Below are 14,534 nucleotides of genomic sequence, written 5' to 3' on the forward strand. Positions count from 1 at the left end.
CAACGCGGTGGCGGAGTAATAAATGGTAGAACGGCTGTCGTGGAAAAAGTTAGTCTGGGAACTACTCTTTTTCTACTTGCCTTGGATCGCACTGGGGTGGGTATTTGGTTACATGCCCTGGTTCTTGCTGGTCGCAACTTGGATCCAGTTAATTTGGCATTTTCATAACTTATTGAAGATGTCCAACTGGTTGTGGAAAGAGCGAAGCCTGACGCCACCTTCGGGATCGGGCAGTTGGGAGCCTCTTTTCAATGGGATTTACCGTTTACAGCAACGTAACCGACGTCGTCGCAAAGAGCTGGCAACCTTGATCCGCCGTTTCAGAAACGGTGCGGAGTCCCTTCCTGATGCTGTTGTTGTCTTTCGCAGCGAAGGGAACATCGTATGGTGCAACAAGCTTGCCCAGCACCTGCTTGGTTTCCGTTGGCCGGATGATGCCGGCCAGCCGATCAGCAACTTGCTGCGCAGCCCGGACTTTGTCCGCTACCTGAGCAAGCAGTCGTTTGAGACCCCGCTTGAAATCACTTCTCCGCTGAACTATGACCGTACCCTCGAGTTGCGGGTTATGCACTACACCGAGGGTGAATACCTGATGGTGGTGCGTGATGTGTCCCAGGTTAAGCAGCTAGAAGGGATGCGTCGCAACTTCTTTGCCAATGTTTCCCATGAACTTCGTACACCTATGACGGTGCTGCAGGGGTACCTGGAAATGTCGAAAGATCCCGATATGCTGGTAGGGCCAATGTGGGGCAAAGCCCACGGAGTAATGACCGAGCAGCTGACCCGGATGAACTCTTTGGTCGAACAGTTGCTGACCCTGTCGAAAATCGAGGCCGCGCCGAATATCGAGCTGGAAGAAACCATCGATGTGCCGGCGATGCTTGATGTGCTTGAAAAAGAAGCGATTTCACTCAGTGGTGGCGAAGAGCAGCTGTTTACCTTCGAGGTGGATAATTCGCTCAAGGTGCTGGGTGATGAAGATCAGCTGCGCAGTGCGATTTCGAACTTGGTGTATAACGCAGTTAAGCATACCCCGGCAGATGCCGAGGTGAAGGTACGCTGGTATCTGACTTCAGCCGGCCCAAGGCTGGAAGTCACTGACCAAGGGCAGGGCATCGAGCCTCAGCATATCCATCGACTGACTGAGCGTTTCTACCGGGTCGACAAAGCCCGTTCGCGTGAAACTGGCGGCAGTGGTTTGGGGCTGGCGATTGTTAAGCATGCGCTTAGCCACCATGACTCACACCTCGAAATAGAGAGTGAAGTGGGCGTCGGCAGTACGTTTGCGTTTACCCTGCCACAGCGATTGATTGCTAACGCGGCATAAAGCTAACGCAGCACAAAGCTAGTTCAGCAAAAAATATGCTAAAGTATTGAGCGGCCTTAAAGGCCGCTTTTGTTGTTTTGAGGAGTCACATTAATCGAATGATAAACCGGATCAGGCAGGCCATGACCCGATGGCAGAAAATCACCTTCCTTGCGTTGCCAGCCGCTATCTTGGCCGCACCAGGCCCGGTACAGGCGGATCACAGCCCACTGCCCCATTACACCAAGGTCAAAGGGATCTCCGGAAATTTATCATCGGTCGGCTCCGATACCTTTGCCAATCTGATGACCTACTGGTCGGAAGAATTCAAGCGTACCTACCCAAGTGTGAATATCCAGGTTCAGGCCGCTGGGTCGTCCACGGCACCTACTGCATTGATAGAAGCCACTGCTCAGTTCGGGCCGATGAGTCGGCGGATGAAGGCGAGAGAAGTCGCTGCGTTCGAGCAAGAATACGGTTACAAACCGACGGAGATCCGGGTTGCGATTGATGCCCTTGCGGTGTTTGTTAACGAGGACAACCCACTGCAGGGGCTCGACTTCACCCAGCTTGACGCTATCTTCTCCCAGACGCTGCGTTGTGGCGGTAACCAAGCGATCACCCGATGGGGGCAACTAGGGCTGACGGGCAGTTGGGAAAAGCGGAGCATTCAACTGTTCGGCCGTAACTCGGTCTCTGGCACCTATGGTTATTTTAAGCAAAAGGCCCTTTGCCAGGGGGACTTCCGCAATAATGTCAATGAGCAGCCAGGCTCGGCCTCGGTTGTGCAGTCGGTCTCGACATCGCTCAACTCCATTGGTTACTCCGGGGTGGGTTACCAGACCACGGGGATCAGGGCACTGCCTATCGCAAGCAAGGGCAGTGACTATGTCGCGCCGACTATCGATAATGCTGCCAGCGGCCGCTATCCATTGGCCCGTTACCTGTATATCTATGTCAACAAGCACCCAGAACGGCCATTGCCACCGCTAGAGAGTGAATTCATCCGCTTTATCCTGTCGGACCAAGGTCAGGATCTGGTGAAGAAGGATGGTTATGTTCCGCTTCCCGCAGAAGCCGTTAACCAAACCTTGCTGGAGTTGGGATTAGATAAATAACCCGCATAGAAAAAGCCGGAGTGACTAAAATCGCTCCGGCTTTTTTGATTTTGTTATCTTTAGAATAGTTTGGCTAATCTATTCGTCGCGTATACTAGACGTTAGTCATTATCCGGTGTGAACTCTAACTCCCAGCCTGCTTTGCGCCAGTATGCTTGCTCTTGGCGTAAATCGGCTGCCAGTAAGCGGTTACTCTCTTCCCAGTCATCGGGTAACGTCAGCTGCCATTTTTCCTTGTCAGCATCGACAGCAATCGACGGCAGCGGATCATCACTGCGCTGGCCGTTGAGGGCAACAGCTAGCCTCAAGGTGCGGATCAACGGGTAGAGGTGCTTGCGCTTGTAGATACTCAGCTCGGGCATCTCTTCGAGCTTCAGGCTCTTGCGCTGGAAGCGCACCAGAGTCGCCAAAACAGTCTGCTGCTCGAGGTTGAAACCCGGCATGGTGCTGTGGCGCAGCAGGTAGGCCGAATGGCGGTGGAAGCCAGGATAGCTGATGCTCAGGCCGACTTCGTGGAGCAATGCCCCCCAGCTAAGCAGGGTCGCCAGTTCGATTTTAGTCAGGCCAGGTTGCGGCTCGATTTGGTTGTAGAGCTGCTCGGCAGTTGCCTTGACCCGGTTGGCCTGGCCAATGTCGACATTGTACTGCTTGGCCATCGAGCTGGCGGTTCTGACCCGGATATCGCTATGGCGGAAACGCTCTTCCATCTCGTACAGCAAACCTTCACGCAGGGCACCGTCAGAGAAGATCATCTCTTTAATATCCAGAGACTTGAATACAGCGCTGAGGATGGCGACACCGGCAGCAAACACCGGTTTGCGATCATCGCTCAGGCCAACAAAGTCGAGGTCATCCGAGTGTTTGACCTTGAGAATGGTATCGTAAAGCTGCTGCAAGCGTTTTGCAGTGATCACCCCATCGCTATGGCCTTGCCCGATCAAGACTTCGCGGATTGCCTTGATAGTGCCGGATGAGCCAATCGCGGTCTGCCAGCCCTTGCGGGTGTATTTACTGGCAATGCTCTCGAGCTTTTGCTGCGCGGCCAGCTGGGCCGTTGCCATGTTTTTGCTGCTGATCTTACCCTTGGCAAAGTAGTTCTTGTTGTAGCTGACGCACCCCATATGTTTGCTGTATGCCAGCTGCGGGGTAAAGCCATCTCCAATCACCAGCTCGGTACTACCACCCCCGATATCGACAATCAGTTTCTGGCCGTTGTCAGGCTGGGTGTGGGCGACACCGAGGTAAATCAGGCGGGCCTCTTCGGTGCCGGGAATGATTTCGATTGGGTAGGGGATCAGGGTTTCCGCGCGTTTGAGGAAGACATGGGCATTGTTAGCCTGCCGCAATGTGTAGGTTGCGGCAATGCGGACATTTTCCGGTTCAAATCCTTGCAGGCGTTCAGCAAACATCGCCAAGCAATTGAGGCCGCGCTGGATGGCGGCCTGATCGAGGTTTTGGTGTTCATCTAGCCCTGAGGCCAGATGGACACGTTGTTTGTGACGACTGATGATTTGCAGGCTTTGCCCGACAATGCGGGCAACTACCATATGGAAACTGTTCGAGCCAATATCTATCGCAGCGACTTCTCTTGGGCGTACAGGTTCTGTCATGTATTGGGATCGCTCTTTAGTTTTTTCTTCAGCTGTTTCTCTGACTGCTTGAGGTAGTCGTAAATCGCAATCTGCGAGCGGATCTTACGCCTGTTGCCTCGAGGGACGTACTTATTGGACATTTCTTTGTCAATAACACGTGCCTTCACGGTATCAGACAGCTGGATGTTGAGTATGTCGATAATCTTTGTTTTCAGCTCCGGATCAAAAATCGGGCAGCCGACTTCGATACGGTTGTCGATATTACGGGTCATCCAGTCGGCGGATGAAATGTAAACATCAGGCTCACCATTGTTTTCAAACACCACGACACGCGGGTGCTCGAGGAAACGGTCGATGATACTGATAGCCGTGATGTTATCGCTGATCCCTTTGATGCCAGGGATCAATGTGCACATGCCACGGATAATCAGCTTGATCTTCACACCGGCACTGCTCGCTTGGTAAAGCAGATTAATCAGACCCTTATCGACTAGGTTGTTCACCTTTAGTGTAATACCGGATGGTAAGTTTTGCTTAGCATGGGCGATCTCCCGGTCAATCAGGTCGTACAGGCGTGAACGGGAGTTGCGCGGCGAAACAACCAAGTGCTTGAATTTCACTGGGCGGTATGGGTTCTGAATGTAGTTGAACACCATCCTCACCTCGTCGGTGATCTCGGTGCGGCAGGTCATCAGCGAGAAGTCGGTGTAGATACGCGCTGTTTTCTCGTGGAAGTTACCGGTACCGAGGTGGGCATAACGCACCAGCTCATCACCTTCCTTGCGGGTAATGAGGCAAAGCTTGGAGTGGATTTTCAGCCCGGGCACCCCGAACAGCACCTGCACCCCGGCTTCCGTCAGGCGGCGGGCCCACTCGATGTTGGCTTCCTCGTCGAACCGGGCTTGCAGCTCAACCACTACCGTTACCTGTTTGCCGTTGTTGGCGGCATCGATCATCGATTCGATGATCTGCGAGTTCTTGGCGACACGGTAAATATTGATCTTGATGCTGCGCACTTTCGGATCATAGGCGGCCTGGCGAACCAGCTCGGTCATGTGGCCGAAGGTATGGTATGGATAGTACAGCAGGATATCCTGCTGCTTGATGGCATCGAACGCATTGCGGCCGTTGACGAACTGGGCACTTTCCAGTGGTGGCAGCGACTTGTTTTCCAGGTAATCACGCCCGACATTCGGGAAGCCGATAAAGTCCTTGAAGTTATGGTAGCGGCCGCCTGGGATAATACTGTCGTAGTTAGATACCTTGAGCAGGCCACACAGGACATCGACCATATCGCCGGGCATGTCGCGCTGGTAGACGAAACGGACCGGCATGGCGGTCAGGCGCTGGTCCAAACCTTCGGACATCTGCTCGAGCAGGCTGTGCTCAACTTCCTGGCCCAAGTCATACTCGGCATCCCGGGTCATCTTCATGGCATAGGCAGACAGCTCGTCGTATTCGAACAGGCCGCTGAAAATATCGTCGAGGCAGAAGCGGATGATGTTATCGAGGAAGATAAGGGTTTTGCGGCGCTTGCCCTTGGCTTCCGGCAGCTGGATGAAGCGTGGTAGCTGGTCGGTCGGGATTTCGATCAGGGCATAGCGCTTGTTGTCGCCCTGGCGCATTTCCACCGCAAGGTACGAGTACTCATCTTTGAGGAATTGCAGCAGGTCGATATCATCGGTCAGTAAGATAGGCGTGACATGAGGCAGAATGCGGTTGCGGAAGTGCTTTCTCAGCCAGACTTGCTGGTGGTCATCGAGCTGCTGCTCATTGACCAGGAAGATATGGCGCCGGGCCATTTCCAGCAGGATTTCATTGTATAGGGTATCGAAGTCCTGGTTGAGCTTGAGCACCCGGCTCTGGATCTTGCTCAGCAGCTCCTTGGCCCGGTCATTGCCGCCTTGCTCTTCGTTGATCAGGATCCGGCGTTTGACATCGGCAAAGCGGACTTTATAGAACTCATCGGTATTGCTCGAGTAAATACCGAGGAAGCGGACCCGTTCAATCAGCGGAACTGATTTGTCAGCCGCCTCCTGCAATACGCGCTCGTTAAAAGATAGCCAACTCAGTTCTTTGTCGGTGTAAAGAGGTTCTGCGCTCATTGTCATCCTACTTACTATTGGTGCATGAGAGGGATCAGTTATCGTCGATGTCGATGGTGAGATCGTCGGCAATCTTCTCCAGCTCTTCTTGGACATACTCAATACTCAAATCACCTGGCAGCTCCAACTGGAAACGGGCTGAGAAAATCGGGTAGCCCCAGTTAGGTGCACTGTCGGAATGCGTTTTGAGTTTGTGAATATTTATCCCAAGCTGATTGAGCTTGGTGGTGACGTCTTTGACAATACCTGAGCGGTCATTTCCTGTGACTAGCAGGTGGTGAACAACAGAAGTTGGCAGGGTCTTACTTTCTTCTTCGACGATCTGGACTTGAAGGTTATCAAGCTGTGTGAGCGCCTTGCTCAGTACCGCGACATATTGGTCGGCGACTTCCACTTGCAGGATACCGGTAAACTGGCCGGCTAACTTGCTGAGGCTACTGGAGAGCCAGTTGCCATGGTTCTGGTAAACCGTGTCGGACAGGGTTTCTACTAGGCCAGGGCGATCTTGGCCGATGACAGTGATGATCAGATGCTTCATAACGATGTCCTTATTACCGAGAGGCGTCATTGCCCGTTCTGTATAGGTTATTATGTGAGCATCAACACGGCCTGTCTAGGCTTATAGACCGATCAAGGTATTGAATTTTTTACGAAATCACATAACAGAATAATAATTAAATTTCATTTCACTTTTATGTCATTTATGACTAAGGCGAAATAAATCCACCATCACGATCTTCTTCAGGATCCAGCCATGTGTGTCCGACATGACTGGGAAGCTCTCTTGTCATATAATTGTCATATTAGGGAAATACTATTAGTAAACGTGTAAATTTATTGAGGTAATGATGGCAAAGGCCGGTGCGATTTTGATGGGAGAGAGTCCTGGCCGTAAGGTAAAAGATAAACTGGTTCGTGTGGGCGTGACGTCCGGTGGGATCTTTGTCCTTGTTACCCTTATTTTGATCTTTTTCTACCTCTTGTATGTGATCCTGCCGATCTTCTCATCGGTAAAGGTGACTCCCCAGCAACAATTTTCTACCTCGTTCAGCAATCAATCGGCGGATATCCGTGTCAGTGACAATAACAATTACCTATTCCGGTTGGCTGAGGATGGTTCGCTGAGTGCTGTTAGCCTAGCCCGTGCTACTGCAGGGGAGACTCTCGGTACTGCGGAGCTGCTTGACGATGTCGCAAGTGTGGGCCGTACTCTGCCTGCAGACAGGCTATACGCCTTGGGTGGCAAGCAAGGTGAGGTTGTGATTGCCAAGCCTTCACTCTCTACGTTTCGGGGAGAGAACACTCTCTCGTTGGATTTCCCATTGGGCAATGAGCGACTTCAGCTCGATCCCAAAGGCCAGCCAATTGTGAACTTGGCAGCTTCTGTCCGTGGCAAGCAGGCAATCATCATGGGGTTGACTGCTGATGGCAGGGCCAGGGCGATGCTGTTTTCCGAGAACAGCAATGTGCTGGGGGGAAATAGTCATGACTGGCAATCGTCTTCTTTTGCTATTAGCGGTTTGCCTGAGGCGGTCGATGATATTGTTGTGACCCCAGATGCGCGTACCGCCTATGTGCTCGCATCGGATAAACTCTATGTCTTGGCATTTGGCAGCCGTTCCGGCTGGGTACGGGAAGTCGTCGAGATTGAAGAGTCGGGCAGCCATGCCCAACAGCTGTCGCTATTATCAGGCGCAAACTCTTTGCTTATCAGCCACAGTGACCAATCGCTTTCCCAATGGTTTGAGATCCGCAAGGATGGCAAACGGACCATGGTACGAACCCGTGACTTTGCAATAGGTGAAAGCCCGGTCATCGACTTGATCCCAGAGCATACCCGCAAAGGCTTTTTTGCCCTCCAGCAGGATGGGCAGCTATCGGCTTTCTACACGACGGTCAAAGGGGCCATTTACCGCGAGCCAGTTTTTGACAATGGCTTGCCGCAGCAGATAGTGATCTCACCGCATGCTGATCGCCTCGTTACGCAAAATGGCAATGACTGGCAAGTTTATAATGTGAAAAACCCTCACCCGGAGATTGGCTTTGCCTCGCTGTGGCAAAAAATTTGGTACGAGGGCTACCCAGAGCCGGACTTCGTCTGGCAGTCAACCTCTGCCAGTGATGAGTTTGAGCCTAAGCTGAGCTTAGTGCCATTGGTCTTCGGTACCTTGAAGGCTGCCCTGTATGGCTTGATGTTCGCGGTGCCGGTGGCATTGGCAGGGGCTATCTATACCGCTTACTTCATGTCTTCACGAATGCGCGGCATCGTGAAACCGACGATTGAACTGATGGAAGCGCTGCCTACCGTTATCCTCGGCTTTCTTGCCGGTATTTGGCTGGCACCGATTGTTGAATCACACCTGGTTGGTATGGTGGCTCTGGTGGTGATGTTCCCGCTGGGGATGTTAGTGGCCGGTATTGGCTGGTCTATGCTACCGGGCAACTGGCGCAGCCGGATCCCAAGCGGTTTCCATGTGCTTTTGCTGATACCTGCCATTGTCCTGATTGCCTATGCCTGCTTTAGCTGGAGTCCTTGGCTGGAGCAAACCTGGTTTGCCGGCGATGTCAGGACATACCTGAGTGATGAGTGGGGAATCGGTTACGATCAGCGCAATGCCTTGGTGGTGGGGATCGCGATGGGGATCGCCGTTGTTCCGACCATTTTCTCCATCGCGGAAGATGCGATTTTCTCGGTGCCAGGCCACTTGACGAGCGGTTCACTGGCTCTGGGGGCAACCCATTGGCAGACATTGACGCGGGTCGTGCTGCTGACTGCCAGCCCGGGTATTTTCTCGGCCATCATGATGGGTCTCGGCCGCGCCGTGGGTGAAACCATGATAGTACTGATGGCAACGGGCAACACGCCGATCATGGACTGGAATATCCTTGAGGGGATGCGGACATTGGCAGCCACCATTGCCATTGAAATGCCGGAAAGCGAAGTGGGGAGCTCCCATTACCGGGTAATGTTCCTGGCCGCTTTTGTCCTGTTTGTCTTTACCTTTTTGTTCAATACCGTCGCTGAGCTCGTCCGCCAGCGATTGCGGGAAAAGTACAGCTCGCTCTAATGGCTATTGAGCGGCTTTGGAAGTAATCAACGTAATGAAAAGCGAAATTAATGAGTAACGGTTTTAATGAGCAACGGTTTTAATGAGTAGTGCTGTAAATGAATAGGTGGCTGAAATCTGGCGCACCTTGGGTGTGGCTAACCGCGGGTGCGGTTAGCCTGAGCCTGATCGTGGTACTAGGCTTGTTGTTACTGATAGGCTGGAAGGGGCTGGGTTACTTCTGGCCGGCTCCTGTGTACCAGTTTGAGGTTGAGCAAAACGGTTATCAAAGCACTATCATCGGTGAGTTATACGAGCGCAAAGCCGTGCCTGTAAAACAGTTGGCCGAGGCCGGCATTGATACCTCTGGTTTTGAAGGCGACAAGACTTTCCGCTACGTGATCAAAACCGGTAACCGCGATGTGCTTGGCAGTGATTTCGTCACGGTCCTTGAGCCGCATATCATCAGCCAAGAGCCAGCAAAAGGTGTGGCGGTCATCGAGCGGTTGAAGAATGGCAGGTTCTATGGATTCCCTGTCGGTTTAATGGATGATGGTGTTGAGATCCCGCTGCAAGAGCTTGAGGCGAGTTTGGAGCAGGCTGAGATTGTTCGTGATTTAATTAGCCAAATAGAACAGTCGGATCTAGCGAAGCTCAATCTGCAGTTTGAGCAACTGAACGCTAAATCTCGCCAGCAAGGTGATGAAGGAACGTTCATTGGCGAGCGGCAATTGCTGGAACAGCGTTTTGCCCAAATCGAGCAACAGCTGTTGACCCTCCATCAGCAGCTTAACCGGGATAGCGTGGTTGTCCGTGAGATGACTGGGCAAGAGATAGTACTGCCAATCGAGCAGATATTGGATATCTGGTATCCCAACGATTTAACCACGGCAGGAAAGCTGGGCCACTGGGCAAATCAGCTCGGCCATTTTGTTAGTGATGATCCCCGTGAAGCTAATACCGAAGGCGGGGTATTCCCAGCAATCTTCGGTACTGTGTTCATGGTGCTGCTGATGAGTGTAATAGTGACCCCGTTGGGGGTGTTGGCAGCGGTTTACCTTCACGAATATGCCGGCAAGAATACGTTCACCAAATTAATCAGGGTTGCTGTAATAAACTTAGCAGGTGTGCCGTCGATCGTATATGGCGTCTTCGGCCTGGGCTTCTTCGTCTATATTGTCGGCGCCCAGATTGATGATTTGTTCTTTGCCGATCAGCTGCCGGCACCGACGTTTGGTACACCGGGTATTTTGTGGTCGGCGCTGACCTTGGCGATTTTGACCCTGCCGGTAGTGATTGTCTCGACTGAAGAGGGCTTGGCCAGGATCCCCAATTCAATCCGCCATGGCTCGTTGGCATTGGGTGCCACACAGGCCGAAACCCTGTGGCGGACGGTATTGCCGATGGCAAGCCCGGCGATCATGACCGGGCTAATCTTGGCAGTAGCCCGTGCAGCTGGCGAGGTTGCCCCGCTAATGCTGGTGGGTGTGGTGAAAATGGCACCGTCTCTGCCGATAGACGGGCAGTTTCCTTACCTGCATTTGGATCGAAAATTTATGCATCTCGGTTATCATATATATGATGTTGGTTTTCAAAGCCCGAATGTGGAAGCCGCCAGGCCGCTTGTCTACGCCACGTCATTTTTGCTGGTAACCGTGATTGTCGGTTTGAACCTGACGGCCATAGGTATCCGTAACCACTTGCGTGAAAAATTCCGCTCTTTGGAGCAATAGTGAGATTCAGGAAAAAGTATGTTTTCAATTAATTCCCCAATTGGCCTGTTTGAGCCTGTTGATCTGTCAGCGCTGCCGGAAGAGAAGACGGCGCTGTCAATTGAGGGGCTGGATCTGCACTATGGCTCCCATCAGGCGCTATACGATATCAATATGCGTATTGCCAAAGGCCAGGTGACGGCCTTCATCGGTCCGTCGGGCTGTGGCAAGTCCACCCTGTTACGCTGCATCAACCGGATGAATGAGTTGGTGGAAGGCTGCAAGGTCGATGGCAAGGTGATATTGCATGGCCAGAATATCTACGATAATAGAGTGGATGTAGCCTCTCTTCGCCGTCGCGTCGGTATGGTGTTCCAGCGCCCAAACCCTTTCCCTAAGTCTATTTATGAGAACGTTGTCTATGGCTTGAGGCTGCAGGGGATCAAAGACCGCAGGGTGCTCGATGATGCGGTGGAAAGCTCGCTGCGTGGTGCGGCCTTGTGGGATGAAGTCAAAGACCGCCTGCACGAGAATGCATTCGGCCTGTCCGGTGGTCAGCAGCAACGCTTGGTGATAGCCCGGGCTATCGCGATTGAGCCGGAAGTGTTGTTGCTCGATGAGCCGACCTCGGCACTGGATCCGATCTCGACCCTGACTATCGAAGAGCTGATCAACGATCTGAAAACCAAATATACGGTGATTATTGTTACCCACAATATGCAGCAGGCAGCGCGCGTATCTGATAACACTGCCTTTATGCACATGGGAGAGTTGGTGGAGTACACCAGCACCAACGATATTTTCACTACCCCGAAAGAGAAACGCACCGAAGATTACATAACGGGTCGATACGGTTAAGGAGTAAGTAATGTTAGATAATTTGAGCCTTGGCCGTCATATCTCCGGCCAGTTTAATGCCGAGCTGGAAAGTATCCGCACCCATGTATTGGCGATGGGCGGCTTGGTTGAGCAGCAGTTGGCCGATGCCCTCAAGGCGATGCACAAGCAGGATATCGAATTGGCCCGCCGCGTCATCAAGGATGACCACAAGGTCAATGCAATGGAAGTGGCCATTGACGAAGCCTGTACCCGTATTATTGCCAAGCGCCAGCCGACCGCCAGTGACTTGCGTTTGGTTATTGCGATTATCAAAACCATTACCGATCTTGAGCGTATTGGTGATGTGGCAGAAAGTATTGCCAAGGTGGCGTTGGAAAACTTCACCAACAAGCAATATAACTTGTTGGTGTCACTGGAAGCCCTCGGTCAAAGTGCGGTACGTATGCTGCACGAGGTGTTGGATGCCTTTGCCCGTATGGATGTCAAAGCGGCGATTGAGGTGTACCAGGAGGACGACCGGATTGACCGCGAGTACGAAGCGATTATCCGTCAGTTGATGACTTATATGATGGAAGACCCGCGCTCGATCCCAAATGTGCTGCAGGTGATGTGGTCAGCACGCTCGATTGAGCGGGTAGGGGATCGCTGCCAGAATATCTGCGAATATATTATCTATTTCGTGAAGGGTAAGGATATCCGTCATACTAGCCAGGAAGAGCTGGAAAATATCTTGAAGTAGATTGGGTTGTTTGGGGCTGTCAGGTGTTAACTTGACAGCCCCAAATCGCTGCAGATTAAAATCGAAACTTAATGCTCACCCCGTAGCTACGATAATGATTATCTTCACCAAACATGTCGGCTTTTTGGTAGTTGAAGTAGCCCATAACATCTAGGTTGTGGGTGATTTCTCTGCCTATTTCAAAGCCATAAACTCCAGTCGTATCCTGATCACGATCTTTTCGGTAACCCTCTCCGCGAACATAATACTTACGGCTCTCTTCAATTCGGCTTACACCGAGCACAGCGGCGACATAGGCTGGTTGGTAGCCAAGGGCCAGGAAATGGTATTTAGGTTTTAATACCGCATTGTAGCTGTAAGTTTTGTAATTAACCCCAGTGAACCCTCTAAAGTAAGTCCCATCCCCCAACTCGCTGGCACTAAGCTCTACAGCCAATGAAGTGCGTGGGGTCATAGCAAAGTTATACCCTGCGGAGAGGCCATACTGGGCGGCAAGTGTTGGCTTGCTGTAGTCAGTAAACCCTAAATTTATTGCAGCATATGGGCCTTCTACTGAGCTGGCAACAGCACTGGTCGAGAGCAAGGTAGCTAATAGCAATGCAATACGTGATTTCATTGTGTGTAGTTTATGCTTTGAAAAGTAGGAAGTATAACCTGACGGCGAGTTACCGTCAGGTGCATTTCATTTATGGTATGGGAGGGTGATTAGAAGTTGTAGTTGGCACCAAGGTAGAAGGTATCATAATCTAGTTCAGATGTTGATGTGCCTCGGTAGCCAGCTTTAATAGTGATATTGTTGTTGAAGTCATAGCCGGCTTCTAGGCCGTAAGAGATACCGGTGTTGGTTTCATCGAAATTAACGAAGTCAAAATTATCTTTGACTTCTTCCGATACACTGTGAACCCCCAGTTGCGCACCAGCATAAAAGTTGTTGTTGATGTAGTACTTAGGCTTAACATTGACACCGAATGAACTCGCCTTATATTTGATTGAGTAACCTTCGTCACTGAATTTTTCTTCACCCATGTTGCGGTATTCACCCTCAACACCAATGACAACCTGTGGTGAAACTTGGAAGTTGTAGCCACCGACAAGACCTAGCCCGGCATCTACAGACTCTCCATCAATTTTGTTAGAGCCAATGTCAGCACCCACGTAGAAGCCTTCTTTTGATGCCAAAGCAGGCGCTGAAAGTAGTGAAGCGATAGTCAGAGCAAAAATGGTCTTTTTCATAATGGTGATCTCTAAATTCTCTAATAAATGTTGGTTCGCACAGGTTGAACGTTATCTCTTCCGATGCGAGAAATATTAAATTGAACACCGTACACAATCTAATTAGTTAGATTGATATGAGTGATAAATAGAGATTATTGTACGGTGTTTTTATTGGTTTGTGTGTACTTGGCTTAGTTGAACTTGTAGTTCACGCCGGCGTAGATGGTGCCAAACTCGGTGTCGTAGCCAAGTAGGTCTGCTGTCGCTGCCTTGATACCACCACGGAAGCTGACATTGCGGTTAAGCTCATAGCCACCTTCGATGCCAAAGGCAACCCCATTGGCGGTGTCTTTGCCACCCAGCACGTCATTGTCGATGGTGAGCTTTTCCTCATAAGTGATGCGGTGCATCCCGACCATGACTGCACCATAAATGCTGTCGGTGAAATAATATTTTGGTTTGATGTTAATACCGTAGGAAGAGGCACTGACATCGGCACCAATGTTGATACCGGATGTGCCATCAAAAGCGCTGTCGCTGCCCATGTTGCGGTATTCGCCCTCGACGCCAATGACAACCTTAGGTGACACCTGGAAGTCGTAGCCGGCGACCAATCCAATGTTGCTGTCTAGATAGTAGGAGCCGACATAGTTGGCACCAATGTCTGCACCGATGTAAGCGCCTTGCTTGTTAGCAAATGCTGACGATGAAAATAGGGCAACGATCGATAGAGAGAGTAGTGTTTTTTTCATTATTTACCTGCTGCAAAGAATCTGACTTTGTGATGCCGGGCTTTCCCTGCCAGCGAGGTAAATACTAAATTTTGCTTTGTTTTCTATCCAATTACTTGAGCTTAATAG

Annotated in this window: 12 protein-coding genes; 6 read left to right on the top strand and 6 right to left on the bottom strand. The window is 51.3% G+C overall.

The annotated features are described in order from the left end of the window. The first annotated feature begins 22 nt into the window (after positions 1–22). Entirely contained in the window at positions 23–1,327 is a 1,305-nt protein-coding gene (gene phoR, locus ACXAGQ_RS09970) for a phosphate regulon sensor histidine kinase PhoR (RefSeq protein WP_475253654.1), read from the top strand. A 122-nt stretch (positions 1,328–1,449) separates the two neighbouring features. Next, positions 1,450–2,424, top strand: a complete 975-nt coding sequence (locus tag ACXAGQ_RS09975; protein ID WP_475253656.1) for a PstS family phosphate ABC transporter substrate-binding protein — start codon at positions 1,450–1,452, stop codon at positions 2,422–2,424. Positions 2,425–2,525: 101 nt separating this feature from the next. On the opposite strand, the gene ppx is transcribed toward ACXAGQ_RS09975, so the two are convergent. From ppx to ACXAGQ_RS09990, 3 genes are read right to left on the bottom strand one after another with little or no spacing between them, the layout of a single operon-like run. Then, a complete protein-coding gene (gene ppx, locus ACXAGQ_RS09980; protein ID WP_475253658.1) occupies positions 2,526–4,034 on the bottom strand; it encodes an exopolyphosphatase in 1,509 nt (502 codons plus the stop codon). After that, complete coding sequence (gene ppk1 / locus ACXAGQ_RS09985; RefSeq protein WP_475253660.1) at positions 4,031–6,121, bottom strand: polyphosphate kinase 1; 2,091 nt, start codon at positions 6,119–6,121, stop codon at positions 4,031–4,033. The genes ppx and ppk1 overlap by 4 nt, the downstream gene beginning before the upstream one ends. A gap of 34 nt (positions 6,122–6,155) precedes the next feature. After that, complete coding sequence (locus tag ACXAGQ_RS09990) at positions 6,156–6,659, bottom strand: glycine cleavage system transcriptional repressor (protein ID WP_475242511.1); 504 nt, start codon at positions 6,657–6,659, stop codon at positions 6,156–6,158. A gap of 310 nt (positions 6,660–6,969) precedes the next feature. Between ACXAGQ_RS09990 and ACXAGQ_RS09995 the strand changes: the two genes are divergently transcribed. The 4 genes from ACXAGQ_RS09995 to phoU all read left to right on the top strand — a co-directional run bounded on the left by ACXAGQ_RS09995 (position 6,970) and on the right by phoU (position 12,459). Beyond that, on the top strand, positions 6,970–9,189 hold the full coding sequence (locus ACXAGQ_RS09995; RefSeq protein WP_475253662.1) for an ABC transporter permease subunit: 2,220 nt from the start codon (positions 6,970–6,972) through the stop codon (positions 9,187–9,189). Positions 9,190–9,287: 98 nt separating this feature from the next. Then, positions 9,288–10,901, top strand: coding sequence for a phosphate ABC transporter permease PstA (gene pstA / locus ACXAGQ_RS10000; protein WP_475253664.1), 1,614 nt, complete (start codon positions 9,288–9,290; stop codon positions 10,899–10,901). An 18-nt stretch (positions 10,902–10,919) separates the two neighbouring features. Next, a complete protein-coding gene (pstB, locus tag ACXAGQ_RS10005; RefSeq protein WP_475253666.1) occupies positions 10,920–11,738 on the top strand; it encodes a phosphate ABC transporter ATP-binding protein PstB in 819 nt (272 codons plus the stop codon). Positions 11,739–11,748: 10 nt separating this feature from the next. Further along, positions 11,749–12,459, top strand: coding sequence for a phosphate signaling complex protein PhoU (gene phoU, locus ACXAGQ_RS10010; RefSeq protein ID WP_039469132.1), 711 nt, complete (start codon positions 11,749–11,751; stop codon positions 12,457–12,459). Positions 12,460–12,514: 55 nt separating this feature from the next. Here the strand turns inward: phoU and ACXAGQ_RS10015 are convergent, their stop codons facing one another. The 3 genes from ACXAGQ_RS10015 to ACXAGQ_RS10025 all read right to left on the bottom strand — a co-directional run bounded on the left by ACXAGQ_RS10015 (position 12,515) and on the right by ACXAGQ_RS10025 (position 14,426). Continuing rightward, positions 12,515–13,075, bottom strand: coding sequence for an outer membrane beta-barrel protein (locus ACXAGQ_RS10015; RefSeq protein ID WP_475253668.1), 561 nt, complete (start codon positions 13,073–13,075; stop codon positions 12,515–12,517). 89 nt (positions 13,076–13,164) lie between these two features. Next, a complete protein-coding gene (locus ACXAGQ_RS10020) occupies positions 13,165–13,692 on the bottom strand; it encodes a porin family protein (RefSeq protein WP_475253670.1) in 528 nt (175 codons plus the stop codon). A 173-nt stretch (positions 13,693–13,865) separates the two neighbouring features. Further along, complete coding sequence (locus ACXAGQ_RS10025; RefSeq protein ID WP_475253672.1) at positions 13,866–14,426, bottom strand: outer membrane beta-barrel protein; 561 nt, start codon at positions 14,424–14,426, stop codon at positions 13,866–13,868. Between the last annotated feature and the right edge of the window lie 108 nt (positions 14,427–14,534).

The organism is Photobacterium sp. ABD4_091 (genome assembly GCF_056160145.1).

Bases quoted from the DNA above. Each gene is read 5' to 3' on its own strand.
- phoR (WP_475253654.1), top strand. From the start codon at position 23: ATGGTAGAACGGCTGTCGTGGAAAAAGTTAGTCTGGGAACTACTCTTT.
- ACXAGQ_RS09975 (WP_475253656.1), top strand. From the start codon at position 1,450: ATGACCCGATGGCAGAAAATCACCTTCCTTGCGTTGCCAGCCGCTATC.
- ppx (WP_475253658.1), bottom strand. From the start codon at position 4,034: ATGACAGAACCTGTACGCCCAAGAGAAGTCGCTGCGATAGATATTGGC.
- ppk1 (WP_475253660.1), bottom strand. From the start codon at position 6,121: ATGAGCGCAGAACCTCTTTACACCGACAAAGAACTGAGTTGGCTATCT.
- ACXAGQ_RS09990 (WP_475242511.1), bottom strand. From the start codon at position 6,659: ATGAAGCATCTGATCATCACTGTCATCGGCCAAGATCGCCCTGGCCTA.
- ACXAGQ_RS09995 (WP_475253662.1), top strand. From the start codon at position 6,970: ATGGCAAAGGCCGGTGCGATTTTGATGGGAGAGAGTCCTGGCCGTAAG.
- pstA (WP_475253664.1), top strand. From the start codon at position 9,288: ATGAATAGGTGGCTGAAATCTGGCGCACCTTGGGTGTGGCTAACCGCG.
- pstB (WP_475253666.1), top strand. From the start codon at position 10,920: ATGTTTTCAATTAATTCCCCAATTGGCCTGTTTGAGCCTGTTGATCTG.
- phoU (WP_039469132.1), top strand. From the start codon at position 11,749: ATGTTAGATAATTTGAGCCTTGGCCGTCATATCTCCGGCCAGTTTAAT.
- ACXAGQ_RS10015 (WP_475253668.1), bottom strand. From the start codon at position 13,075: ATGAAATCACGTATTGCATTGCTATTAGCTACCTTGCTCTCGACCAGT.
- ACXAGQ_RS10020 (WP_475253670.1), bottom strand. From the start codon at position 13,692: ATGAAAAAGACCATTTTTGCTCTGACTATCGCTTCACTACTTTCAGCG.
- ACXAGQ_RS10025 (WP_475253672.1), bottom strand. From the start codon at position 14,426: ATGAAAAAAACACTACTCTCTCTATCGATCGTTGCCCTATTTTCATCG.